Consider the following 23,797-nt stretch of genomic DNA (forward strand, 5'->3'; position numbering starts at 1 on the left):
GGGAGGACGCTTTGCTCAGCACCATGCAGGACGTACCGCTCCTCGTCACCCGCATACTTCGTCACGGGATGGCGATCCACGGGAAGTCCCAGGTCACGACCTGGACCGGGGAGGCCGAGCCGCACCGGCGCAGTTTCGCCGAGATCGGCCTCCGAGCCACCCGCCTCGCCGGCGCCCTGCGCGACGAGCTCGGAGTGCAGCAGGACGAGCGGGTCGCCACCCTCATGTGGAACAACGCCGAGCATGTCGAGGCGTACTTTGCGATCCCCTCCATGGGCGCGGTCCTTCACACGCTGAACCTGCGGCTTCCTCCGGAGCAGCTGGTCTTCATCGTCAACCACGCCGCCGACCGGGTCGTCCTGGTCAACGGCACGCTGCTGCCGCTGCTCGCGCCGTTGCTGCCGCACCTTCCGACCATCGAGCACGTCGTCGTGTCCGGCATCGGCGACCGCTCCGCGCTCGACGGCCTGAACGTGCGCGTGCACGAGTACGAGGAGCTCCTCGAGGGCAGCTCCGACAGCTACGACTGGCCCGAGCTGGACGAGCGCCAGGCGGCCGCGATGTGCTACACCTCCGGCACGACCGGGGACCCGAAGGGCGTCGTCTACTCCCATCGCTCGATCTACCTGCACTCCATGCAGGTCAACATGGCCGAGTCCATGGGGCTGACCGACAAGGACACCACCCTCGTGGTGGTTCCGCAGTTCCACGTGAACGCCTGGGGTCTGCCGCACGCCACCTTCATGACCGGCATCAACATGCTGATGCCTGACCGCTTCCTGCAGCCGGCCCCGCTCGCCGAGATGATCGAGCGGGAGAAGCCCTCGCACGCCGCGGCCGTCCCCACCATCTGGCAGGGGCTGCTGGCCGAGGTCACCGCCAACCCGCGTGACCTGAACTCGATGAAGCAGGTCACCATCGGCGGCGCCGCCTGTCCGCCCTCGCTGATGGAGGCCTACGACAAGCTCGGGGTCCGCGTCTGCCACGCCTGGGGCATGACCGAGACCTCCCCGCTGGGCACGATGGCGCACCCGCCGGCCGGTCTGAGCGCCGAGGAGGAATGGCCCTACCGGATCACGCAGGGCCGCTTCCCCGCAGGTGTCGAGGCCCGTCTCGTCGGTCCCGGCGGCGACCTGCTGCCCTGGGACGGGGTGTCGGCCGGCGAACTCGAGGTGCGCGGCAACTGGATCGCGAACGCCTACTACGGCGGCGCGTCCGGCGAACCCTTCCAGCCCGAGGACAAGTTCAGCGCCGACGGTTGGCTCAAGACCGGGGACGTCGGCATCATCAGCCCTGACGGCTACCTCACCCTCACCGACCGCGCCAAGGACGTGATCAAGTCCGGCGGCGAGTGGATCTCCAGCGTCGAGCTGGAGAACGCGCTGATGGCGCACCCGGAGGTCGCCGAGGCCGCGGTGGTCGCCGTCCCCGACGAGAAGTGGGGCGAACGGCCGCTGGCCACCGTCGTCCTCAAGGACGGCGCGACCGTGGACTATGCGGGGCTGCGCGACTTCCTCGCGCAGTCGATCGCCAAGTGGCAGCTGCCTGAGCGCTGGACGATCATCGACGCCGTGCCGAAGACCAGCGTGGGCAAGTTCGACAAGAAGGTGATCCGCCAGCAGTACGCGGACGGCGCACTGGAGGTCACCAAGATCGCGTGACCCGGGCGGACCCCGACGGGGTGCGGCCCCGCGTGAGCCACGGCCGCAGCAGCCTGCTGACGGCGGGCATGGCCACGTAGGTCATCAGCGTGCTGAAGACGACCGCGAAGGCGGCCGTGCGCAGCACGAAGTGCAGATCCACCAGGTACGGCCCGAGCAGCGCGTTGCCCGCGAGCGAGATCGGGAAGATGGCAAGCCCTGAGCTGATCGCCATCTTCCAGCGCGGCGGCGCGGGCCGGGTCGTACCCGGCTTGGCGAACCACGTCTCCATGCCCTGCAGTTCCCGCCGGGCTATTTCTGTGTGGTGGTGGCCCAGGCAGTTGGAGAACCACTGGGCCCGCTCCGGGGAGTCCTGCCAGCGCTGGAAGGCGGCCTGGTTGCGGAATCGGTGCACCAGGAACCACGGCCCGCCCTCGGTCGCCGGGCGGAAGAGCCCGTAGCCCAGATGGTCCGGAAAACCGGCGGCCGTCTCCAGGATCCGTGGGCCCAGGCCTCGAACGTCTCCTCGTGCCCGGGCTCGACCTGCCGAGCGATGAGCAGGTTCACCTCCCCGTTGTCGGCGGGGACTGTGTGCTCGGTCGTATCGGTGATGGCCATCGGGACAGGATCGCTAGTTGGTGCCGATCTTGGCCAGGAGGTCCACGATACGGCCCTGAACGTCCGCGGTGGTGGCCCGCTCGGCGAGGAAGAGCACGCTCTCGCCCGAGGCCAGACGCGGCAGTTCGGCCGGATCGATGCCGGTCGCCGTGTAGACGACCAGCGGGGTGCGGTTCAGCTGTCCGTTGGCCCGCAGCCAGTCCACGATCCCGGCCCGCCGACGGCGCACCTGCATCAGGTCCATGACCACCAGGTTGGGCCGCATCCGCGTCGCGAGCTCCACGGCGTCGGTGTCCGCGCCCGCCCGGGCGACCTGCATGCCACGTCGCTCGAGGGCCGCTGTCAGCGCGGTCGCAATCTCGTCGCGTTCCTCGATCAGCAGCACCCGGGAGGGGTGCTGCTCGCTGTCGCGCGGTGCCAGCGCCTTGAGCAGTACGGCCGGATCCGCACCGTACGCCGCTTCGCGTGTGGCGTGCCCCAGCCCCGCCGTGACCAGTACGGGCACCTCCGCGGCCACGGCGGCCTGCCGCAGCGACTGCAGGGCGGTCCGGGTGATCGGCCCGGTCAGCGGGTCGACGAACAGCGCGGCCGGGAAGGCGGCGATCTGGGCGTCCACCTCCTCACGGGAGTGCACGACCACCGGGCGGTAGCCGCGGTCGCTGAGCGCCTGCTGTGTCTGTACATCGGGCGCCGGCCACACCAGGAGCCGGCGCGGGTTGTCCAGGGGCTCCGGCGGGAGTTCGTCGTCCACGGGCTGCGGCACGGGCCGGTTGACCACCTCGATCGCACCGCCGGGGCCGTCCAGCGGCTCGGGGCCCTCGTCGGCACCTGCCTCCGGGGCGCCTATGGCGAAGGCCCGGCCCTGCGGGCTGGGCTCGGCGAGCCGGCGACGGCGGCCCGAGCCGGAACCGGCGGCAGCCGCCCCGGCGGGATCGACGGCGATGCCCTGGCCGAGGGTGCCCAGCGCGCGCACGCTGATCGGCTGTGCGGCCTGCCCCTGCACCGGGGTGTCCTGCGGCCGACGCGCTCCGGGGACCGCGACCTGGCCCGAGGCCCCGTCGTCCCCGGCAGCGGCCGTGGCCGACGGAACCGGCCACGCGGGGGCGCCGGCCAGCGCGCGCCGCCGCCCGGTCGGGTTCTCGGCGGGCGCGTCGGACGGTGCGGCCGGCGCCTCGGGCTCGACTCCGGGCGCGCCCAGCGCCCGGCGGCCACGACGGCCGGCCGGTGACGCGGCGTCGGGTCCGGGCTCGCCGGCGGAAGCAGCGGCGGCGGGGCCGGCTTCGGCAGGGACCTGTGCGGCGGGGGGAACCGGGGCAGGGCCGGCGGGCAGCGCGAAGCCGCCCTCCGGGGCGATGGGCCGTGCGGGAGCGGGCGTCGGGCCGAGCCCCGTCGCGGGGACGGGACCGCCGGGCTGCGCCGGGCCGGCCGGACCGAGCGCCCGCCGCCGGCCTGCGGGGTGCTCGGTCACCGGGACGGGGGGCACCGCGGGCACGGGCGGGAGCGCGGGCATGGCGGTGCCCTGCGGCTGCACGGGCCGGCTGGGGCCCCCCTGGCCGTCGAGAGCGCCGCTCTCACCGCTGCCGTCACCGGCCCGGCCGCGCCTGCGGCCGGTGCCGAGGCCCGCGGGGTTCACCGGGGACTGTGCGAGCTCGGGACCCGCCTGAGGCGCGGCCTCGCCCGCCCGCCGCCGACCCGACGGCAGCGCCAGCGCGCCCCCGCCCTGGCCGGCCTGCGCGGCTTCGGGGCCGGGAGTCTCATCCTCCAGGAAGGCATCCACCCCGCGCCGGCCCCGCCGGCCGCCGGAGACCTTGCCGGGGGCGGCGCCCGCAGCAGTGGCCCCGCCGTCCGGGCCGGTGCCCGCCGGTGACACCTCCGGCGGCTCGGGCAGGGTCACCGTCCCGGCACCTGCACCGAGCGGCAGTTCCAGCACGTAGGCCCCGCCGGGTGCGCCGGGCACCTCCACCGTCTGCAGCACACCGCCGTGGGCGGCCACGATGCCCCGGACGATCGGCTCGTGGACCGGGTTGCCGCCCTCGTAGGGGCCCCGCACCTCGATCCGTACGACGTCGCCGCGCTGGGCGGCGGCCACCACGATCGTCGAGTCGCTGTACCCGCTGCCCTGACGGGTCTTGCCGGTGGCGTCCACGCCGGCGACGTCCGCGACCAAGTGCGCGAGGGCGGTCGAGATCCGCTCGGCGTCCACCTCGGCCTCGATGGTCGGCGCGTGGACGGCGAACTGCGCACGACCCGGGCCGATCAGCTCGACCGCGCCGTCGACGCCGGCCGCGACCACGCCGTTGATCAGGACCTTCTTCTTGGAGAGTTTGTCGCGGCCGGAGTCCAGGCGCTGGAAGCCGAGCACGTTGTCCACCAGGGTGGTCATCCGCGAGTATCCGGCGGCCAGGTGGTGCAGGAGCTGATTGGCCTCGGGCCACAGCTGTCCGGCGTCGTCGGCGGCCAGGGTCGCCAGCTCGCCGCGCAGCTCGTCCAGCGGTCCGCGCAGGGAGTCCCCGAGGACGGCGATGAGCTGCGCGTGCCGCGCGGCCAGGGCGTCGTAGGGCCGGCGGTCCGTGAAGGTCATGACCGCGCCCACGAGCTGCTCCCCGTCCCGTACGGGAGAGGTGGTCAGGTCGACGGCGACCGGCTGCCCGGCTTTGTTCCACAGCACCTGTCCGCGCACGCGGTGCTTGCGGCCGCTGCGCAGGGTGTCGGCGAGCGGGGACTCCTCGAAGGGGAAGGGCGAGCCATCGGCCCGGGAGTGCTGGACCAGGCCGTGCAGTTCGCGGTTGCCGAGGTCGGTGGCGCGGTATCCCAGGATCTGGGCGGCCGCCGGGTTGACGAGCACCACGCGTCCGTCGGTGTCGGTGCCCACGACGCCCTCGGCGGCGGCGCGCAGGATCATCTCGGTCTGCCGCTGGGAGCGGGCCAGCTCGGCCTCGGTGTCGACGGTCTGGGAGAGGTCCCGGACCACGAGCATCAGCAGCTCGTCACCGGTGTAGGCGGGTTGCGGCTCGCGGTAGGCGTCGCGGCCGTCGAGGTGGGCGCTGGTGACCTCGACGGGAAACTCGGAGCCGTCGGTGCGGCGGGCGACCATCCGCTTGGGTTTGGTGCGGCCGCCCTCGTCCTCGCCGGGGCGGCGCATGGAGCCGGGGATCAGCTTGGAGTCGAACTCGGGCAGGAGGTCGAGCACCCCCCGGCCGACCAGTCCGGTACCCGGGCTCTCCATGACCTCGAGCGCGATCGAATTGGCGTTGACGACCGTGCCGTTGGCGTTGACGAGCAACAGCGCGTCCGGAAGGGCGTCGAGTATTGCTGCGAGGCGAGCAGCGCCTCGGGATGGCCTGCTGCTCACGACGAGCTTCCTCCCTGACCAACGACTACCGGCAAGTCACGGGAGGAGTCTAAGGCCACAGGCCCGCGGCGGGGTGGCCGATGTGCGGCCGGCAACGCCCTTTCCGGTCATCCTCCCAGGTCAGGAACGCCCACTCGGAAGCAGAGGTTCCAACTCGTCCCAGCGCTTGATTTCGCATCCGTCCGTCCGGCGGAAGGTGGCGTTCACCTTGCGTCCGTTCCAGGTTCCGGTGACACGGGCGGTGGCGGGCCCGCCGTACTGCTTGGTGCAGATCTGGTCCGGCGGGACGGGGGCGAAGGGGTTCCGCCCCTCTTCGGCGAGCTCGTCCAGCCGCGCGCAGGCGCCCTCGGCCTGCGGGTGATCGCCGCCGACGGGTCCGCATTCGAGCGTGTACTCACGGTCCAGCTGGCGGTTGCCGGTGTCGGCCATGGTCATGGTCAGCCGGTCGGGGGCGGCCAGCAGCTGTCCCAGGGGCAGCGGGGGCAGCGGCCCGGCGGCCGCGGTGGCCAGGGCCGAGGTGACGGCGAAGGCGGCGAGACGCAGCATGGGGCACTCCAGGTCGTCCGTACGTCATACGCCTGACCAACGACGCGGGCGCGCTGATGTTGCGTGCGACGGGCCTTTAAGGCTTTGCCCTGGGCCCGTCCTGCCTAGTACCGTGGGAGCGGATTGGTGAGGGGCCCTGCGCCTGTGTCATCATCTGCACGCACCTTCGTACGCGGGGGTGTGCTGGAGGCGTCGCCTAGTCCGGTCTATGGCGCCGCACTGCTAATGCGGTTTGGGTCTTACCGCCCATCGAGGGTTCAAATCCCTCCGCCTCCGCAGTTCATCGAAGCCCCGGTCCGTCAGGACCGGGGCTTCGATGCGTTCCGGGGGCCGAACGCCGGCTGGGGCGTTCCGGTGCGCTCCGCGTCTTGCCTGCCCTGCGCGCCGACCCTGTGGATGATCTTCATTCGCGACCGTTTCCGCAGGTCAGTGCGGGTTTCGCTAATGGATTTCGCGTCCCGGCAAGGTCCATGTATTGTTGTTCTCGCAAGGCCAACGGGGCGAAAAACCCCGGGAAGCCCAAGCACTCGTAGCTTAACGGATAGAGCATCTGACTACGGATCAGAAGGTTGCAGGTTCGAATCCTGCCGAGTGCACAGCAGGGCAGAGGCCCCGGACGGAAGTCCGGGGCCTCTGTCGTATATCCCGGATGTTCCCGGCGGGGTGTCCTCCTTGATGGGGAGGTCATCCCCCGGGAGATGTCAGGGACGGGATGGCCCTGGCGGGGGACGTCGGCTACCCGGCGGCGTCGGTACGGTTCTTGAAGATCGTCCGAGCTGGAAAACGGGGGCAACCATGGGACTGTTCGGGAACGCGCACACCGTCGACCCCGTGTCGGCGCAGCGGGACTACGCACGTCTGCTGGGTCAGGGGGAGCAGGTGCACGCCGCCTTCCTGCTGATCCGGGACACGATCCTGTTCACCGACCGGCGACTGGTGCTCGTCGACAAGCAGGGGCTCACGGGCAAGAAGGTGGAGTACCACTCCATCCCCTACCGGAGCATCACGCACTTCTCGGTGGAGACCGCCGGCCACTTCGATCTGGACGCCGAGCTGAAGATCTGGATATCCGGCAGCTCGGCGCCGATCGAGAAGACCTTCACCAAGGGCGTCGACATCTACGAGGTGCAGGCGATCCTGACGCAGTTCGTCGCCCGCTAGCCGGACGTCCGCCCGGCCGGCCTCAGAGGACCCGAGGCAGGCCGGTCACCGACATCACCAGCGAGTAGAGGGAGGTGGTGGCGGTGATGAAGAGGCGGTTGTTCTTTGGGCCGCCGAAGGCGATGTTGGAGACGGGCTCGGGGACGCGCAGGCGGCCGATCAGGGTGCCGTCCGCGGCGTAGCAGTGGACACCGTTCTCCATCGCCGCCGCCCACAGCCGGCCCTCGTCGTCGAAGCGGATGTTGTCGATGCCGGGGCAGACCGTGAAGACGCGGTCGCCGCTGAGGGCGCCGTCCTCGGTGACCTTGAAGGCGCGGATGTGGCCCGCTCTGGTGTCCGCGGCGTACAGCTCACTCTCGTCGGGGGAGAAGACGAGGCCGTTGGGGCCGAGGAAGCCGTCGGCGACCATGCGTACCTCGCCGGTGGAGGGATCGGCCCGGTAGAGGTTGCAGGCTCCGATCTCGCTGGGTGCGCGGTGGCCTTCGTAGTCGTTGGTGATGCCGAAGTCCGGGTCCGAGAACCAGACGGACCCGTCCGAGCGGACCACCGCGTCGTTCGGGCTGTTGAGCCGCTTGCCGTCGAATCGGTCGGCGATGACGGTGATGCTGCCGTCGGGTTCGGTGCGGGTCACGCGCCGGTTGCCCTGTTCACAGGAGATCAGGCGGCCTTCACGGTCGAGGGTGTTGCCGTTGGAGTGCCCGGCGGGCGAGCGGAAGACGGAGACCGCGCCGGTCGCCTCGTCCCAGCGCAGTATCCGGTCGTTGGGGATGTCGCTCCACACGAACTGCCGCCAGGCCGGCAGGTACAGCGGGCCTTCCGCCCAGCGGCAGTCGTCGTGGAGCCGTTCCAGTCGGGCGTCGCCATTGGCGCAGCGCCCGGTCTTGAACCGCTCGTCCAGGATTTCGTACAACGCGAGGTCAGCTATGGCAGACACGATTCCCCCTGAGAGCAGACTGCCGAATTTTGTTCGGTCTGATGGTGAGATTGCAGGATCAGGTACCGTCTTCGCAAGGGTTGTCAGGCCCAAGAGAGGAAGATTGCGTGGACGACATCGACCGGGCGCTCGTCCTGCGCCTGCAGCAGGACGCCGGGCAGTCCTACGCGGCTCTCGGCACGGCCGTGGGGCTTTCGGCCGGGGCCACGCACGAGCGCGTACGCAAACTGCGCGAGCGCGGGGTGATCCGGCGGACCACCATCGACGTCGACCCGGCCACGGTCGGCAGCGGGGTCCTCGCGTACGTGATGGTCGACTCCAACGCGTGGATGGGGGAGTCCGGAGACGACTTCGCCGCGATCCCGGAGATCCAGGAGGCGCACATCATCGCGGGCAGCGCGTCGGTGCTGGTGAAGGTGCGCACGGCCTCGACCGAGCAGCTCCAGGACGTCCTGCGTCGCCTCTACGCCATCAACGGCGTCAGCGGCACGCATGCGACCGTCGTCCTGGAGACCTTCTTCGAGCGGCCGCTCCCGCTGTGACCTGGTGGTGCACCGGGATCCGGTGGAAGGGCTCCGCCCCGGTCATCGGGTGGTACTGCCAAGGGCGCGGCGAGCGTGTGAGTGCGCCGGCGTACGGGCAGCGGCTGGCCTTCGTCGCACGCGGGGAGCGGCGATGCCTGGGCGTGTGGAGGGCCGGGAGGAGGACCCCCTGTCCGGCTTCCGCCACCATCCCCGGCCGCGGAGGCAGTGCGCAGTGCGCCGAATGCGCCCGCCTCGACCGGTCGTTCTCCGTGGCGGCCGACACCAACGCCGCCGATCCGCGGACCTACCGCGTCTATCTGGCTTGGTTCGGACCCGGCATGGTCAAGGTCGGAATCACCGCAGAGGAGCGCGGTTCCGCCCGGCTGCTGGAGCAGGGGGCGGTGTCGTGGACCTGGCTGGGACGCGGACCGCTGATGGCCACCCGGCGCACCGAGGAGCTGTTGCGGGCGGCGCTCGGGGTCCCCGACCGGATCGCGTACGCGCGCAAGCGCGCCGTACGGGCCCATCTGCCCGGCGCGCCGGAGCGGGCGCGGGAGGTCGCCGAGCTGCGCGGCCGGGCGGCGGGGCTGGCCGGCTGGCCGGAGTCCCTGGAGCGGTTGCGGTGCGAAGTCACGGACCACGCCGCGGTGTTCGGGATGGAGGGCTGGGAGGGACTCCCGGCCCCGGGCCGGGTGATCGAGGAGATGGCGGCCGACCGGGCCGTGGTGGGGCGGCTGGTCGGGGCCGCCGGGCCCGACCTGCACTTCGAGGACGGGCTCGTGGTCGACACCCGGCTCCTGGCCGGCTGGGAGCTCGCCACCCCCGGCGAGGGGGCGACGACCTCGGTGCCGGTCGCACAGATCCCCACCGCGGCCGCTCCTCCCATGGAGCAGTACGGCCTGTTCTGACAGCCTGGGACGGAGATCCGAGAGACCGGCGCCATGGTCAAGTCTTGGATCCCTTTGGCCTCCCGGGGCCGATCCGGGTGGACACGCCGGGGTCGCTCCGCCGAGGGTGGTGGGCATGACCACTCAGCCGGTGGCGGCCTTCGAACCGCCCTACGTCATGGCCGTTTTCAGCAGCGTCCGCACCGCGGACGACACCGGCCTCGATGAACTCAACGACCGGATGGAGGAGATCGTCCAGGCGATCCCCGGCTACCTCGGCTACGAGTCCGCGCGCAATCCCGGAGGCCTGGGCATCACTGTCGCCTACTTCCGGGACCACGAGTCCCTCACGGTGTGGCGCGAGAACCTGGAGCACCAGGCGGCCATGAAGAAGGGCCGCGCCGACTGGTACGAGAGCTACACCCTCCACGTCGCGACCGTCGAGCGGAGCCATGGCTTTGTCCGCAACACCTGATGCGGTCCGCGTTTTCCGGGAGCGGCTCGGGCTGCCCGGACTCGTCGACGTCCACACGCACTTCATGCCCGAGCGGGTCCTGGACAAGGTGTGGGACTACTTCGACGCGATCGGCCCGTTGACCGGCGTCGAGTGGCCCATCACCTACCGCCATGAGGAGGAGCAGCGCGTCGCGCTCCTGCGGGAGTTCGGAGTCCGGGCCTTCACCTCCATGCTCTATCCGCACAGACCGGAGATGGCCGCCTGGCTCAACGCCTGGTCCGCCGATTTCGCGGCCCGCACACCCGACTGCCTGCACACCGCGACCTTTTTCCCGGAGGAGGGTGTGGACGGGTACGTCCGCCAGGCCGTGGAGTCGGGTGCCCGGATCTTCAAGGCACACCTTCAGGTCGGCGGCTACGACCCGAACGACGGCCTGCTCGACCCCGTCTGGGGGTTGCTGGCCGAGGCCGGCCTCCCCACAGTGATCCACTGCGGCTCCGGGCCCGTCCCCGGCAAGTACACGGGCCCCGGTCCGGTCTCACGTCTGCTGGCCCGCCATCCCCGGCTGCCACTGGTCATCGCCCACATGGGCATGCCCGAGTACGCGGACTTCCTCGACCTCGCCGACCGCCACCCGGCGGTGCGCCTCGACACCACCATGGCCTTCACCGACTTCTCCGAGCGTTTCAGCGGGTTCCCGCCCGCGGACCTCGGACGGCTCGTGGACCTCGGCGACCGGATCCTGCTCGGTACCGACTTCCCGAACATCCCCTACCCGTACGAGCACCAGCTCGCCGCCCTCGAGCGGCTGGGCCTGGGCGACGACTGGCTGCGTGCGGTCTGCCACGACAACGGCGCCCGGCTGTTCCGGCTCGACGGCTGACGCGCTGGCTTCCCCCGGGCCCCACGGGACGGGGGCCTTTCTCAGGAAATTCACAGGTTGGGGCAAGAACGCTCTCAGAGGGGCCGGGGAGCGTGTCCGTATGACTGCGACGACCACCTCCCAAGCGTCCACGTCCACCGGTAACCACACGGCCTTGGTACGGCCCGACGGCGGGCCCTGCCGGGTGCTCGTCGTCGACGACGAGGCCTCGCTTTCCGAGCTGCTGTCCATGGCCCTGCGCTACGAAGGCTGCGAGGTTCGCAGCGCCGGCGACGGCGCAGGGGCGTTGCGGGCCGCGCGCAGGTTCCGCCCGGACGTGGTCGTCCTCGACGTCATGCTTCCCGACATGGACGGTCTCACCGTCCTCGGGCAGCTGCGTCGGGAGATCCCCCAGGTCCCCGTCCTGTTCCTGACGGCCAAGGACTCCGTGGAGGACCGGATCGCCGGCCTCACCGCGGGCGGTGACGACTACGTCACCAAGCCGTTCAGCCTGGAAGAGGTCGTGGCCCGGCTGCGAGGCCTGGTGCGGCGCTCGGGCGCGGCGCAGGCTGCGCGCGGCGGCTCGGTCCTGACCGTCGGCGATCTGCGACTCGACGAGGACAGCCACGAGGTGGTGCGCGGCGGCCGGGACGTCCACCTGACCGCCACCGAGTTCGAGCTGCTGCGCTACCTGATGCGCAACCCGCGGCGTGTGCTGAGCAAGGCGCAGATCCTGGACCGGGTCTGGTCCTACGACTTCGGCGGCCAGGCCAACGTGGTCGAGCTCTACATTTCCTACCTGCGCCGCAAGCTGGAGAGCGGCCTCGGTCTGCCCCCGATGATCCACACCCGCCGCGGCGCCGGCTACCTGATCAAGCCCGCCGAGTAGTGGCACCGCGTCGCCGGAGCCGGCGACCGGGCGGGCGCCGGCCCTGGTCTCTGCGAACCCGGCTCGTTGTCTCGGCGGTGGCCCTGATCGCCGTGGTGGGAGCGGCCATCGGAACCGTCACCACCCTCGCGCTGCGCTCATACCTGGTCACCCAGCTCGACGAGCAGCTGGCCACGTCCATCAGGATGGCCGCCCGGGTGCCCGGCGGGAAGGCGGCCCGGGAGGGCGGCGCGGGCTTCGTCATGGCCCCCGGCAGTCCGCTGGACGCCGTGGGTATCCGGCTGGACCACAGCGGCGAGGTCATGGGCAGCGCCCGCAACACCCGCGGCGAGCAATGGTCTCCCGACCAGGTACCGCCGTCCCTCACCGAAGCCCAGAGCACGACCCTCGCCCGGGCCGCCGAGAAGGCCACGGGCTCGCCCGGGCGAGCCGTGGGAGCGGAGCTGCCGGGACTGGGCACCTACCGGGTGCTCGCCTCACCGGACCGGACCGTCGTGCTGGCCTTCCCGCTCACTGAAGTCGACTCCACCGTCCGCACCCTGGTCGGGGTCGAGGTCTGCGTCACCCTGGCCGGGCTGATCGCCGCCTCGCTCGCCGGGCAGGCTCTGGTCGGGGTGGCCCTGCGCCCGCTGCGCCGGGTCGCCGCCACCGCCACCCGGGTCTCGGAACTCCCCCTGCACAAGGGCGAGCCGGCCCTCCACGAACGGGTCCCGGACGCCGAGGCCGACCCCCGCACCGAGGTGGGCCAGGTAGGCGCCGCCATCAACCGGATGCTCGGCCACGTCTCCTCCGCCCTCACGGCGCGCCAGCAGAGCGAGATGCGGGTGCGGCAGTTCGTCGCCGATGCCAGTCACGAACTGCGTACGCCGCTGGCCTCCATCCGCGGCTACGCCGAACTCACGCGCCGCGGCCGGGAGGAGCCCGGCCCCGACACCCGGCACGCCCTGGGCCGGATCGAGTCCGAGGCCACCCGGATGACCGGTCTGGTCGAGGACCTGCTCCTGCTGGCCCGGCTCGACGCGGGTCGCCCGCCGGCCACCGCCGACACCGAAACCGACCTGGCTCCGCTCGTCATCGACGCCGTCAGCGACGCCCGGGCGGCCGGCCCGGGTCATCACTGGCGCCTGAACCTGCCCGAGGAGCCCGCGTCCGTACGCGCCGACGCGGCCCGCATCCAGCAGGTCCTGGTGAACCTGCTCGCCAACGCCCGTACGCACACACCGCCCGGCACGACCGTCACCGCCCATGTTTCACGTGAAACATCCGCTGTCCGGCTGCGCATCGAGGACGACGGTCCCGGCATCGCACCCGAGCTGCTCCCCCGCGTCTTCGAGCGGTTCGCCCGAGGCGACGCCTCCCGCTCCCGAGCCGCCGGTTCCACGGGCCTCGGGCTGGCCATCGTCCGGGCCGTGGTGACGGCCCACGGCGGGAGCGTCGGCGTGCAGAGCGTGCCCGGACGGACCTGCTTCGAGGTCGTCCTGCCGCTCGTCAAGGCCGCCGGAACGCCGGCTCCGGACTCACAGACGGGCCACAGGCTCACCACACCGAGGTGACAGGCGGCTCCACGAGTGTCGGAGCATGCCAACCGACACCTCTCCCGGGGCCCTTCCGGCACGGGCGCCCCTCGCGCCCGTGCCCGGCGAGCCCGTCCTCGACGTGGTGGTCCCGGTCTTCAACGAGGAGAAGGACCTCGGACCGTGCGTGCGCCGACTGCACGAGCACCTCACCCGGACCTTCCCCTACCCCTTCCGGATCACGGTCGCCGACAACGCGAGCACCGACCGCACCCCCGAGGTCGCGGCCGGCCTCGCCGCGGCCCTGGACGGCGTACGCAGCACCCGTCTGGAGGAGAAGGGCCGGGGCAGGGCCCTGCGCACGGTCTGGTCCGGTTCAGACGCCCCCGTCCTCGCCTACATGGACGTGGACCTCTCCACCGACCTGAACGCCCTGCTGCCGCTGGTCGCCCCCCTGATCTCCGGCCACTCCGACCTCGCCATCGGCACCCGCCTGGCCCGCTCCTCGCGGGTCGTGCGGGGAGCCAAGCGGGAGTTCGTCTCCCGCGCCTACAACCTCCTGCTGCGGTCCTCCCTCGCCGCCCGGTTCAGCGACGCCCAGTGCGGCTTCAAGGCCATCCGGCGCGAGGTCGCCGAGCGACTGCTGCCGCTGGTGGAGGACACGGGCTGGTTCTTCGACACCGAACTGCTCGTGCTCGCCGAACGGGCCGGGCTGAGGATCCACGAAGTGCCCGTGGACTGGGTCGACGACCCCGACTCCACCGTGCACATCGTCAAGACCGCCACCGAGGACCTCAAGGGCGTCTGGCGCGTGGGTCGGGCGTTGGCCGTCGGAGCGCTCCCGCTCGACAGGCTCGCCCGCCCCTTCGGCGACGACCCGCGCGACCGCACCGCGGTTCCCGGGGTGGACGGCGGACTCGCCCGCCAGCTCATCGGCTTCTGCACCGTCGGAGTCCTCTCCACCCTGCTCTACCTGGTGCTGTACTCCGCCTTCCGGGGCGGGACCGGCCCCCAACTCGCCAACGGCGCGGCGCTGCTGCTCTCCGCCGTGGCCAACACGGCTGCCAACCGCCGGCTCACCTTCGGCGTCCGGGGCAGGGAGCGCGCCGTACGCCACCAGGCCCAGGGACTGGTGGTCTTCGGTATCGGGCTGGCCCTCACCAGCGGGTCCCTCGCCGCCCTCGCGGCGGCCACCCCGGATCCCGCGCACGGCACCGAGCTGGCCGTCCTGATCACCGCGAATCTCGCAGCCACCGTGCTGCGCTTCCTGCTCCTGCGCGCCTGGGTCTTCCCCGAGCGACGCGGCGCCCATGCCCGCACATCCACTTTCAAGGAGGGCCGATGACCACGGCTGCACTCCCGATCTTCCCGGCCGCCGTGGCCGGCGCACATACCGCCCGCCCCCGCTGGGAACGGCCCGCCCTCACCGGGCTGCTGATCGCCACCGCGGCGCTGCTCCTGTGGGACCTGGGCGCCTCCGGCTACGCGAACTCCTTCTACTCGGCTGCCGTGCAAGCCGGCAGCGAGAGCTGGAAGGCGTTCTTCTTCGGCTCCTCCGACGCGGGCAACTCCATCACCGTCGACAAGCCCCCGGCCGCTCTGTGGCCCATGATGCTGTCGGTCCGGCTCTTCGGTCTGGGCTCGTGGCAGATTCTCGTCCCGCAGGCCCTGATGGGTGTGGCGACCACCGGCGTGCTGTACGCCGCCGTACGCCGCCAGTTCGGGCCGGGCGCAGCGCTGCTGAGCGGCGCCGCCTTCGCACTGACACCCGTCGCCGCGCTGATGTTCCGTTTCAACAACCCCGACGCGCTGCTGACCCTGCTGCTCACCGTGACCGTGTACTGCCTGCTGCGGGCCCTTGAGGGGGCGCACACCCGCTGGCTGGTCTGGGCCGGGGGCGCGGTCGGCTTCGCCTTCCTGACCAAGACCCTGCAGGCCTTCGTCATCCTGCCGCCGCTCGCCGTGCTGTACGCCGTCTGCGCGCCCACCGGGCTGCGCCGCAGGCTGGGCCAGCTGCTGCTCGCAGGCGGCGCCATGGTGGTGGCGGGCGGCTGGTGGGTCGCCGTCGTCGAACTGTGGCCCGCCTCCTCCCGCCCGTACATCGGCGGCTCGCAGAACAACTCCTTCCTGGAGCTGACCCTCGGCTACAACGGCCTCGGCAGGATCAACGGCAATGAGACCGGGAGCGTCGGCGGCGGCGGAGAGGCTCCCGGCGCCGCCGCCGGCGGCGGACGCTGGGGAGAGAGCGGGATCGACCGGCTCTTCTCGGGCAACGTCGGCGGGCAGATCTCCTGGCTGCTGCCGGCGGCCCTGGTGCTGCTCGTGGCCGGCCTGGTGATCACCTGGCGGGCCCGCCGCGCCACCGACTCGGTGGACGGCATGGCGCGCGCCGCCTTCCTGGCCTGGGGTGGCTCGCTGCTGATCACCGCGGTGGTGTTCAGCTTCATGCAGGGCATATTCCACGAGTACTACACCGTGGCGCTGGCGCCCTTCGTCGCCGCGCTGATCGGCATGGGCGTCGCCGTGCTGTGGGAGGAGCGCGGCACCGCGACGGCCGCCGTCACCCTCTCCGGCACGCTCGCCCTCACGGCGATCTGGTCGTATGTACTGCTCGGCCGCGCCACCGGCTATCTGCCGTGGCTGCGCTGGGCGGTGTTGGCTGGTGGGCTTCTCGCCGCGGTCGCACTGCCGTTCGCGGGGCGGGCCGGCCGGCGGATGCTGCAGGCCATCGCGGGACTCGGGGTGGCTGCGGCCCTGGCCGGACCGTTTGCGTACTGCATGACCACGGTGAGCACCGGCCACACCGGCTCCATCGTGACCGCCGGACCGGCGGTGGCGGGAGGCCGGGGCGGCCCGGGCGGGATGGCGGGCGGCCCGGGCGGGATGCGGCCGGGAGGCCAGGACGGCGGTCAGGGCGACCAGCGCGGCCAGGCCGGCGCCGATAGGCGCCCGGGAGGCGGGCAGCAGCCCGGTGGAACGCTGCCGCAGGGGGTCCTGCCGCCGGGCCAGGGCCAGGGCGGCATGCCGGGAGCGGACGGCCGCGGAGCCGAGCGGCCGGGGGGCCTGCCCGGTGGTATGACGGGCGGCCCGGGCGGCGCCGGAGGCCTGCTCAACGGCGCCCGGGTCGGTGCCGAGGCCAAGGCGGCACTCACCGCCGACGCCGGCACCTACACCTGGGCGGCGGCGGCCGTCGGGGCGCAGAACGCCGCGAGTTACCAGCTCGCCTCCGGCGTGCCCGTCATGCCGATCGGCGGTTTCAACGGGAGTGACCCCTCGCCGACCCTGGAGCAGTTCAAGGAGTACGTGCGGGACGGGAAGATCCACTGGTTCATCGGGCAGGGCGGCACCACCGCCGGCGCCGAGGGCGGCGGCCGCCGCGGCGGTGGTCCCGCAGGCCCGGGCGGTGGCACCAGCACGGAGATCGAGACCTGGGTCAAGGCCACTTTCAAGGAGTCCACGGTCGGCGGCACCGCCTTCTACGACCTGACGGCCCCGACGTCCTGATCCCGCGTCGTCCGCCCCGTGCGAGCGGGTATGGCCCGAGCACGAAACTCGGCGCGAGCGGCCCCGAGCGGCCCGAGCGCGGCCCGGGGCGGAACGCGTCCCGATCACGGCCCCGGCACGCCTCGAGCACGGCCTGAGCGCCCCCCGGGCGCCCGGGCGGCGCTCAGGCCGTGCTCGGGGATCAGGCCTTGACGGCGGCGTCCGCGCCCTCGCCGATCCTGGCGGTCCCGGCGGGCGAGGCACCGGCCGAAGCCGCCGCAGGGGTGTGCACCGCGGGCTTCGACTTCAGGGCGACCTCCTTGATGAACACCACCAGGACCAGTCCGAGGAGCGCGAACGGGGCGGCGTAGAGGAAGACGTCGCCGACGCCGTGCCCGTACGCGGACTCGATGACCCCGCGGACGGGCGCGGGCAGCTTGTCGAGGTCGGGGATCCCGCCGCCGGCGGTGCCGCTCTGGCCCATGGCCGCCGCCTTCGGGCCGAGGGCGGTGAGCCCGTCCTGGACGTAGTGCGTGACACGGTCGGCCATGACCGCGCCGAGCGCGGAGACGCCCATGGCGCCGCCGAGGGAGCGGAAGAAGGTGACGACCGAGCTGGCCGCGCCCAGGTCCTCGGGGGCCACCTGGTTCTGGGTGGCGAGGACGAGGTTCTGCATCATCATGCCGAGACCGAGGCCCGTCACCGCCATGTAGATCGCGATGTGCCAGTACGGGGTGTCGTGGCGGAGCGTGCCGAGCAGACCCAGTCCGGCCGTCAGCAGCACACCCCCGGAGACGAGCCAGACCTTCCACCTACCGGTCTTGGTGATCACCTGACCGGAAACGGTCGAGGAGACGAAGAGCCCGGCGATCATCGGAATCGTGAGGATTCCGGACATCGTGGGGGACTCGCCACGGGCCAACTGGAAGAACTGGCTGAAAAACACGGTCCCCGAGAACATCGCGATGCCGACGAACAGCGACGCAGTCGAGGCGAGGGTGATCGTCTTGTTGCGGAACAGCCGCAGCGGGATGATCGGGTCACTCGCGCGGGACTCGACGAGGACGAAGAGCAGTCCGAGGACCACCGAGCCGCCCGTCATCGCCCAGGTCTGCCAGGAGATCCACTCGTAGGAGTCGCCGGCCTGGGTGACCCAGATCAGCAGCAGCGAGACGGCGGCGCTGATCAGGAAGGCGCCCAGCCAGTCGACCTTGACGTCGCGCCGCACGACCGGCAGCCGCAGCGTCTTCTGGAGGACGATCAGCGCGATGATCGCGAAGGGTACGCCGACGTAGAAGCACCAGCGCCAGCCCAGCCAGGAGGTGTCGGTGATCACACCGCCAAGCAGCGGGCCGCCGACCGTGGCCACGGCGAAGACCGCGCCGAGGTAGCCGCTGTACCGGCCGCGCTCGCGGGGGGAGATCATCGCGGCCATCACGATCTGGGCCAGGGCCGAGAGGCCGCCGACGCCGATGCCCTGGACCACGCGGCAGGCGATGAGCGTGCCGGTGTTCTGGGACATGCCCGCGACCACGGAGCCGAGGACGTAGATCACCAGGGATATCTGGACCAGCAGCTTCTTGCTGAAGAGGTCGGACAGCTTGCCCCACAGCGGGGTGGCCGCCGTCATGGACAGCAGGGCGGCGGTGACCACCCAGGTGTAGGAGGACTGGGTGCCGCCGAGGTCGCTGATGATCTGGGGCAGGGCGTTGGAGACGATCGTGGAGGACAGGATCGCCACGAACATGCCGAGCATCAGCCCGGACAGCGCTTTCATGATCTGGGGGTGGGTCATGTCCACGGAGGTGGACACGGGGTCGGTGGTCGTCTCCGACGGGGCCATGTCTTTCCTTCCTCTAGAAGCTCGATCGGAGTCGGGCCAGCAGGGTGTTGAGTACGTCGATGTCCTGGGCGGACCAGTCGTGGAGGGCTCTCTCCAGCGCGGCCGAGTACCGGGCGCCGATGTCGGCGAGCAGCGCCCGTCCGGCCGGGGTGAGCCGCAGGATGCGGCAGCGTCCGTCGCCCGGGTCCGGCTCGCGCTCGATCCAGCCGCGGGCGGCGATGTGGGTGACGTGCCGGCTGGTGACCGAGATGTCGACGGCCATGAGGTCGGCGAGCCGGCTCAGCCGCATCTCTCCGTGCCGGTCGAGAACGGTGAGCACGGCGGCGGTGCCGGGCGGGCAGTCCGGGGGCAGGTTGCGGGCGAGCTCGCGCTTGACCGCACCGATTCCGGACAGCCGGCGGGCCAGCTCCTCGTGCGGAGTGGTCCGCGTTGTCTGTGTCGGCACCGGCGGCTCCCCATCTTGTTGCTTGAGGCAACCATAGGACTGGGTGGTTGCTACAGGCAAATGAATGGGGAGGTGGGGCGGTAAAGGAATCGGAAAACCGGCTAGGGTCCTGCTCCATGGCTGAGAACCACAACTCACAGGTCCCCGAGGGCAACTACGACCCGGCGGGCAGCACCCAGATGTTCCGGGCCTTCGTCGAGGAGGCCGCACCGGCCCGGCAGGCGGGCCCGGGCTCGCGCCAGCAGCGCCGCACCGAGCAGGAGGCGTCCAGGTCGTCCGGCCCGGCCGTGAAGGTGGCGCTGGCCCTCGCGCTCGTGCTCGTGATCGGCGCGGCCGCCTGGGTCGTCCTGCGCTGAGGCCGCCGGGGCGGGTCAGCTCCAGGTCGCGGTGACCTTCCGGGTGTCCACATGCATGCCCAGCGGCACCCGCCAGGCTTCCAGGCACACCGTGTAGGTCTGCGTCTTCGAGGCTCCGCCCGCGATGGGTGCGGGCAGCGGCTGGGTCGTGGTGATCGTGGCCCAGTCGACGCCGAGGGCGCCGATGACGTGCGTCGCGAAACTGATCGTGCCGGAACGGGCTGCCGTGGTACCGGTGTTGGTGAAGGTCACCGTGACCCGCTCGCACCAGCGGTCTGCCGCGGAGGACCGGGCAGGGGCGGACAGCGTCAGTTGCGCCGGGGTGGCCGGGGGCGGCGTCGGCGGTGTCGTGCCGGGCTTGCTCGGGGGGCCGGTGGGGCTCGCGGAGCCCGGGGGGCCCGGGGGGCCGCCTGGGCCCGCCGGGGTCGTCGGCGTACCGGGAGTGCCGGGAGACGTCGGGCTGCGGCCCGGGCCGGCGGTGGCGCCGGGGGCGCTCGCGGAGCCGCCGCCGGCGGTGCTCGTGGCTTCGCCCGGGGCGGGGCCGCCCGCGGGTGCCGATCCCGCAGAACCGGTCGACGTGCCGGGCGACTCGGCGGGTCCGCCCGTCCCGGACGGGTCGCCGAGCTGCTGGAATTCCACGCCGCCCTGCGGGGCGACGTTCTCCCCCGCGCCCCGTTCGGGGCCCGGGGCCGCGGCGCCCACGGCGGAGAAACCCTCGCGCGCCGGGCCGCCGCAGCCGGTGAGGCCGACGGCGGCCGTGCAGCACAGGGCGAGCAGGGCGGTGGCCGCCCGCGGTCCCTTTCGCATCGCGCCAGTGTTCCTGACGATCCGTCAATTGGGAAGCGGTCGGCGCCGGATCGTCCTGCGGAGCGACGCGGCGACCGGGGCGATACCGGCCGACCGGGGCGATACCGGCCGACCGGGGCGATACCGGCCGACCGGCGATACCGGCCTGCGGGTTCTCGTGTCAGTCGCCGATAAGGCCCACGCGCAGCTGCGCGAGTGTGCGCGTCAGCAGCCGGGAGACGTGCATCTGGGAGATGCCGACCTCCTCGCCGATCTGCGACTGCGTCATGTTCGCGAAGAAGCGCAGCATGATGATCTGCCGCTCCCGGGGCGGGAGTTTGGCGAGCAGCGGCTTCAGGGACTCGCGGTACTCGACGCCCTCCAGTGCGGTGTCCTCGTAGCCGAGGCGGTCCGCGAGCGAGCCCTCGCCCCCCTCGTCCTCCGGGGAGGGGGAGTCGAGCGAGGAGGCCGTGTAGGCGTTCCCGACGGCGAGGCCGTCGACGACGTCCTCCTCGGAGACGCCGAGCACGGCGGCGAGTTCCGGCACGGTCGGCGAGCGGTCCAGCTTCTGGGCGAGCTCGTCGCTGGCCTTGGTCAGCGCCAGGCGCAGCTCCTGGAGACGGCGCGGGACGCGCACGGACCAGGAGGTGTCCCTAAAGAATCGTTTGATCTCGCCCACGACGGTCGGCATGGCGAACGTTGGGAACTCCACGCCGCGTTCGCAGTCGAACCGGTCGATCGCCTTGATCAGCCCGATGGTGCCGACCTGGACGATGTCCTCCATCGGCTCGTTGCGGCTGCGGAAGCGGGCGGCGGCGTACCGCACGAGGGGCAGGTTCAGCTCGATCAGGGTGTCGCGTACGTACACCCGTTCGGGGCTGTCCGCGTCCAGGGTGGCGAGTCGCTGGAAGAGCGAGCGGGAGAGGGTGCGGGTGTCGATGGCTTCCGAGCGTTCGGACACTGCCGGCGGCGTCACGGGCTTTACGAGCGTGAGCACCTTGGAGCTGCCCTGGTCTACGGACATGCCACCCCCTTGAGGTCGCGGACGGTCGCGTACGGCGCGCCCGTCAGAGGAACGCAGCTTCCACCTGAATACCGGAGGCGGGGCCGCGGCAAACGCGGTTCACGCAGAATGTCACATGTCGGCAACACGCTGTAGCGCCATGTCGACATATATCTCCGACGACAGAAAGGGGCAGAACGTGATCAGCCCGTTCTGTCGGGAAACGCGTGAATGATCTACACCCGTAAGGGTTACGCCTCGATCCTGTTTGCGGATCTCAGTCGGGCGAAGCTCCGGGCGAGCAGTCGCGAGACGTGCATCTGGGAAACACCGAGCTCCGCACTGATCTGTGACTGCGTCAGGTTGTTGTAGTACCGCAGGAGCAGGATCCGTTGCTCGCGCTCGGGCAGCTGTACGAGGAGGTGGCGGACGAGGTCGCGGTGCTCGACCCCGGCCAGCTCCGGGTCCTCGTAGCCGAGTCGGTCCAGCAGGCCGGGCATGCCGTCGCCCTCCTGGGCGGCCTCCAGCGAGGTCGCGTGGTAGCTGCGGCCGGCCTCGATGCAGGACAGCACCTCGTCCTCGGTGATCCGCAGGCGCTCGGCGATCTCGGCGGTGGTCGGGGTGCGGCCGTGGAGGGTGGTGAGGTCCTCGGTCGCGGCGTTGACCTGAACCCACAGCTCGTGGAGGCGGCGCGGCACGTGGACGGTGCGGACGTTGTCGCGGAAGTACCGCTTGATCTCGCCCACGACCGTCGGCATCGCGAAGGTCGGGAACTGGACGCCGCGGTCCGGGTCGAACCGGTCGATGGCGTTGATCAGCCCGATGGTGCCGACCTGGACCACGTCCTCCATCGGCTCGTTGCGGCTGCGGAAGCGGGCGGCCGCGTACCGGACCAGCGGGAGGTTCGCCTCGATCAGGGCCCCGCGCACCCGGGTGTGCTCGCTCGTGCCCGGCTGGAGGCCCTTCAGCTGGCCGAACAGGATCTGGGTGAGGGCGCGGGTGTCCGCACCCCGGCTCGGGGGTCTCGGGGCCGCCGGGGCCTCCTCGGGCGGCTGCCCCTGGCGGGTCCCGTTCCGGGGTTCCTGCTGGGGCGGCACCTGGGGGTCCTGCTGGGGCGGCACTTGAGGCGCAGTACTGGCCGGCACGGTCACGCCACCCCTTCAGTCAAATCATCCGTCAAAAGCGGTCATAGCATCACAAGAGATGTGCACTGTGCGCAAGCACCGTATATCGCCGTGTTGAGGGCAAGTTGGGCATTTCCGGGCATTATGCCCGCTGGTGGGTACGCAAAAGCCCCCCACCCGTCGAGTGGGGGGCCGGAAGTCCGGGAACCGCTTCGGCGTACGGGTCAGCGCACCAGTTCGGTTATGAACTCGCCGATGCCGGATGCGGCATCCGATATCCCCTGGAAGCCTATTTCCACGATCTCGGCGGCTCGCTTCGGCTGGGTGATGATCACGAAGAGGGCGAATACGGTGAGGGCACCCGTGATGAGCTTCTTGGTGTCCACGTGCGGGCGGCCTCCCCAACCGGTCCTTGCAAGTCGGGTGAGTCTAACCGGTCAGGATGGGGCACTCACCTGTCCTTTAGGGACCAAGGACCCGCCGCTCCAGGCCTTTTGCCGGGCCTCCGGCGGTCGGTGCGGGCGCACGATGGATGTGAGCCCACCGGTTCAGGAAACCGGTGGGTGAGGGACAGGGCCTCACTGCGGGGCCCGGGCCGCGGGCTTGCCTGACTGCGTCCCCGGGCCGGCAGGCCCGTCTCGTCGGGGGAAGCGGCTTGTCCCCCCGATGCCGCTTCTCCCGTCCAACGCGTCGAAGGTCCCGATCCCGTCGGGGCCTTCGACGCGTTGCACTCGCGCGGCCTCGCCTACTGGATGGCGCCGGCCAGGTCGGTGAGGGGCTGTACGGGGGCGATGACGGGCGCCAGCTGGTTGGGCAGGTCCGCCGCCGCGTTGAGCCCGTTCGCGCCGTCGCCGACCTTCCCGACGACCTCCTGGACGGAGGCGGGCTGGGCCCCCGCGGGCGTCCCGGGCGAGGGGATCGGCACGTCGGGGAGGGTCAGCGGGGAGATCGGGGCAGTGTCCGCGGAGGCGGCGGGTGCGGCGAGGCCCGCGGCGGCCCCCGCGAGGGCGAAGGCGGCGAGGAGGCGCTGGGTCTTGGTCATGCCGTGACAACGGCCGAGGGGGCGGGCGGTCACGCCGCTGTCCTCCGGAGAGACGATCGGGAACATCCCCGCCGAGCGCCGGGAACGGCGGCGAACTCGCCGCCGCGCCGCCCGCCGTGCCGGCGGCGCGCGCTCGGTGCCGCTCGGGAAACACCCCGGGATACGCCGCGAGCCCCGACCCTTGCGGGGCGGGGCTCGCGATCGAAGCGGTAGTGGAGGGATTTGAACCCCCGATGGGTTGCCCCATACTCGCTTTCGAGGCGAGCTCCTTCGGCCACTCGGACACACTACCGAGATGGATCCTAGCCTAAGGAACCCCATCCGCCGAAAT

At 71.7% G+C, this 23,797-nt stretch carries 22 protein-coding genes and 3 tRNA genes; 13 read left to right on the forward strand and 12 right to left on the reverse strand.

Annotation, left to right across the window (positions count from 1 at the left end; all coding sequences use genetic code 11):
- The first annotated feature begins 11 nt into the window (after positions 1-11).
- A complete protein-coding gene (locus ACZ6JS_RS12510) occupies positions 12-1,661 on the forward strand; it encodes a long-chain fatty acid--CoA ligase (RefSeq protein WP_469297588.1) in 1,650 nt (549 codons plus the stop codon).
- Here the strand turns inward: ACZ6JS_RS12510 and ACZ6JS_RS12515 are convergent.
- The 3 genes from ACZ6JS_RS12515 to ACZ6JS_RS12525 all read right to left on the reverse strand — a co-directional run bounded on the left by ACZ6JS_RS12515 (position 1,645) and on the right by ACZ6JS_RS12525 (position 6,156).
- A complete protein-coding gene (locus ACZ6JS_RS12515; protein WP_469297671.1) occupies positions 1,645-2,151 on the reverse strand; it encodes an antibiotic biosynthesis monooxygenase in 507 nt (168 codons plus the stop codon). The two genes, ACZ6JS_RS12510 and ACZ6JS_RS12515, sit on opposite strands and share 17 nt — an antisense overlap.
- 120 nt (positions 2,152-2,271) lie before the next feature.
- Positions 2,272-5,610 (reverse strand): response regulator, encoded by a 3,339-nt coding sequence (locus ACZ6JS_RS12520; RefSeq protein WP_469297589.1) that lies wholly within the window; start codon positions 5,608-5,610, stop codon positions 2,272-2,274.
- A gap of 120 nt (positions 5,611-5,730) precedes the next feature.
- Positions 5,731-6,156 carry an SSI family serine proteinase inhibitor gene (locus tag ACZ6JS_RS12525; protein WP_469297590.1) on the reverse strand — a complete coding sequence of 142 codons (426 nt, stop codon included), beginning with the start codon at positions 6,154-6,156 and terminating at the stop codon, positions 5,731-5,733.
- 185 nt (positions 6,157-6,341) lie between these two features.
- On the opposite strand from ACZ6JS_RS12525, the gene ACZ6JS_RS12530 reads away from it, so the two are divergent.
- The 3 genes from ACZ6JS_RS12530 to ACZ6JS_RS12540 all read left to right on the forward strand — a co-directional run bounded on the left by ACZ6JS_RS12530 (position 6,342) and on the right by ACZ6JS_RS12540 (position 7,317).
- Positions 6,342-6,432, forward strand: a tRNA-Ser gene (locus ACZ6JS_RS12530).
- A 247-nt stretch (positions 6,433-6,679) separates the two neighbouring features.
- Positions 6,680-6,752, forward strand: a tRNA-Arg gene (locus tag ACZ6JS_RS12535).
- A gap of 199 nt (positions 6,753-6,951) precedes the next feature.
- The gene (locus ACZ6JS_RS12540) at positions 6,952-7,317 is read left to right on the forward strand and encodes a PH domain-containing protein (protein WP_469297591.1); all 366 of its coding nucleotides are present in this window, start codon (positions 6,952-6,954) and stop codon (positions 7,315-7,317) included.
- 22 nt (positions 7,318-7,339) lie between these two features.
- Here ACZ6JS_RS12540 and ACZ6JS_RS12545 read toward each other — a convergent pair whose 3' ends face one another.
- Complete coding sequence (locus ACZ6JS_RS12545; protein WP_469297592.1) at positions 7,340-8,251, reverse strand: SMP-30/gluconolactonase/LRE family protein; 912 nt, start codon at positions 8,249-8,251, stop codon at positions 7,340-7,342.
- Between the two features lie 107 nt (positions 8,252-8,358).
- Between ACZ6JS_RS12545 and ACZ6JS_RS12550 the strand changes: the two genes are divergently transcribed.
- The 8 genes from ACZ6JS_RS12550 (at position 8,359) to ACZ6JS_RS12585 (ending at position 16,888) form a co-directional block, all read left to right on the forward strand.
- Positions 8,359-8,793, forward strand: coding sequence for an Lrp/AsnC family transcriptional regulator (locus ACZ6JS_RS12550; protein ID WP_469297593.1), 435 nt, complete (start codon positions 8,359-8,361; stop codon positions 8,791-8,793).
- Positions 8,790-9,683 carry a DUF2797 domain-containing protein gene (locus tag ACZ6JS_RS12555; RefSeq protein WP_469297594.1) on the forward strand — a complete coding sequence of 298 codons (894 nt, stop codon included), beginning with the start codon at positions 8,790-8,792 and terminating at the stop codon, positions 9,681-9,683. Before ACZ6JS_RS12550 ends, ACZ6JS_RS12555 begins: the two co-directional genes overlap by 4 nt.
- A gap of 115 nt (positions 9,684-9,798) precedes the next feature.
- On the forward strand, positions 9,799-10,137 hold the full coding sequence (locus tag ACZ6JS_RS12560) for an antibiotic biosynthesis monooxygenase family protein (RefSeq protein ID WP_469297595.1): 339 nt from the start codon (positions 9,799-9,801) through the stop codon (positions 10,135-10,137).
- Positions 10,115-11,002 (forward strand): amidohydrolase family protein, encoded by an 888-nt coding sequence (locus ACZ6JS_RS12565; RefSeq protein ID WP_469297596.1) that lies wholly within the window; start codon positions 10,115-10,117, stop codon positions 11,000-11,002. Before ACZ6JS_RS12560 ends, ACZ6JS_RS12565 begins: the two co-directional genes overlap by 23 nt.
- Before the next feature lie 100 nt (positions 11,003-11,102).
- Entirely contained in the window at positions 11,103-11,870 is a 768-nt protein-coding gene (locus ACZ6JS_RS12570) for a response regulator transcription factor (RefSeq protein ID WP_469297597.1), read from the forward strand.
- Positions 11,871-11,947: 77 nt separating this feature from the next.
- Entirely contained in the window at positions 11,948-13,423 is a 1,476-nt protein-coding gene (locus tag ACZ6JS_RS12575) for a sensor histidine kinase (RefSeq protein WP_469297598.1), read from the forward strand.
- A 25-nt stretch (positions 13,424-13,448) separates the two neighbouring features.
- Complete coding sequence (locus ACZ6JS_RS12580) at positions 13,449-14,729, forward strand: bifunctional glycosyltransferase family 2/GtrA family protein (protein WP_469297599.1); 1,281 nt, start codon at positions 13,449-13,451, stop codon at positions 14,727-14,729.
- Positions 14,726-16,888, forward strand: a complete 2,163-nt coding sequence (locus ACZ6JS_RS12585; protein WP_469297600.1) for an ArnT family glycosyltransferase — start codon at positions 14,726-14,728, stop codon at positions 16,886-16,888. The genes ACZ6JS_RS12580 and ACZ6JS_RS12585 overlap by 4 nt, the downstream gene beginning before the upstream one ends.
- A gap of 181 nt (positions 16,889-17,069) precedes the next feature.
- Here ACZ6JS_RS12585 and ACZ6JS_RS12590 read toward each other — a convergent pair whose 3' ends face one another.
- On the reverse strand, positions 17,070-18,662 hold the full coding sequence (locus ACZ6JS_RS12590; RefSeq protein ID WP_469297672.1) for an MDR family MFS transporter: 1,593 nt from the start codon (positions 18,660-18,662) through the stop codon (positions 17,070-17,072).
- A 61-nt stretch (positions 18,663-18,723) separates the two neighbouring features.
- Positions 18,724-19,155, reverse strand: a complete 432-nt coding sequence (locus ACZ6JS_RS12595; RefSeq protein ID WP_469297601.1) for a MarR family winged helix-turn-helix transcriptional regulator — start codon at positions 19,153-19,155, stop codon at positions 18,724-18,726.
- 116 nt (positions 19,156-19,271) lie between these two features.
- Between ACZ6JS_RS12595 and ACZ6JS_RS12600 the strand changes: the two genes are divergently transcribed.
- The gene (locus ACZ6JS_RS12600; protein ID WP_469297602.1) at positions 19,272-19,511 is read left to right on the forward strand and encodes a hypothetical protein; all 240 of its coding nucleotides are present in this window, start codon (positions 19,272-19,274) and stop codon (positions 19,509-19,511) included.
- Positions 19,512-19,526: 15 nt separating this feature from the next.
- Here ACZ6JS_RS12600 and ACZ6JS_RS12605 read toward each other — a convergent pair whose 3' ends face one another.
- From ACZ6JS_RS12605 to ACZ6JS_RS12630, 6 genes are all read right to left on the reverse strand, one after another.
- Positions 19,527-20,318 (reverse strand): hypothetical protein, encoded by a 792-nt coding sequence (locus ACZ6JS_RS12605; protein WP_469297603.1) that lies wholly within the window; start codon positions 20,316-20,318, stop codon positions 19,527-19,529.
- A gap of 160 nt (positions 20,319-20,478) precedes the next feature.
- Positions 20,479-21,321 carry an RNA polymerase sigma factor SigF gene (locus ACZ6JS_RS12610; RefSeq protein ID WP_136230383.1) on the reverse strand — a complete coding sequence of 281 codons (843 nt, stop codon included), beginning with the start codon at positions 21,319-21,321 and terminating at the stop codon, positions 20,479-20,481.
- 230 nt (positions 21,322-21,551) lie between these two features.
- The gene (locus ACZ6JS_RS12615; protein WP_469297604.1) at positions 21,552-22,445 is read right to left on the reverse strand and encodes an RNA polymerase sigma factor SigF; all 894 of its coding nucleotides are present in this window, start codon (positions 22,443-22,445) and stop codon (positions 21,552-21,554) included.
- 203 nt (positions 22,446-22,648) lie between these two features.
- Positions 22,649-22,810 carry a hypothetical protein gene (locus tag ACZ6JS_RS12620; RefSeq protein WP_167344740.1) on the reverse strand — a complete coding sequence of 54 codons (162 nt, stop codon included), beginning with the start codon at positions 22,808-22,810 and terminating at the stop codon, positions 22,649-22,651.
- A gap of 359 nt (positions 22,811-23,169) precedes the next feature.
- Positions 23,170-23,466, reverse strand: coding sequence for a hypothetical protein (locus ACZ6JS_RS12625; protein WP_469297605.1), 297 nt, complete (start codon positions 23,464-23,466; stop codon positions 23,170-23,172).
- A 207-nt stretch (positions 23,467-23,673) separates the two neighbouring features.
- A tRNA-Ser gene (locus ACZ6JS_RS12630) sits at positions 23,674-23,758 on the reverse strand.
- Between the last annotated feature and the right edge of the window lie 39 nt (positions 23,759-23,797).

Source organism: Streptomyces sp. NPDC046349 (assembly GCF_055587885.1).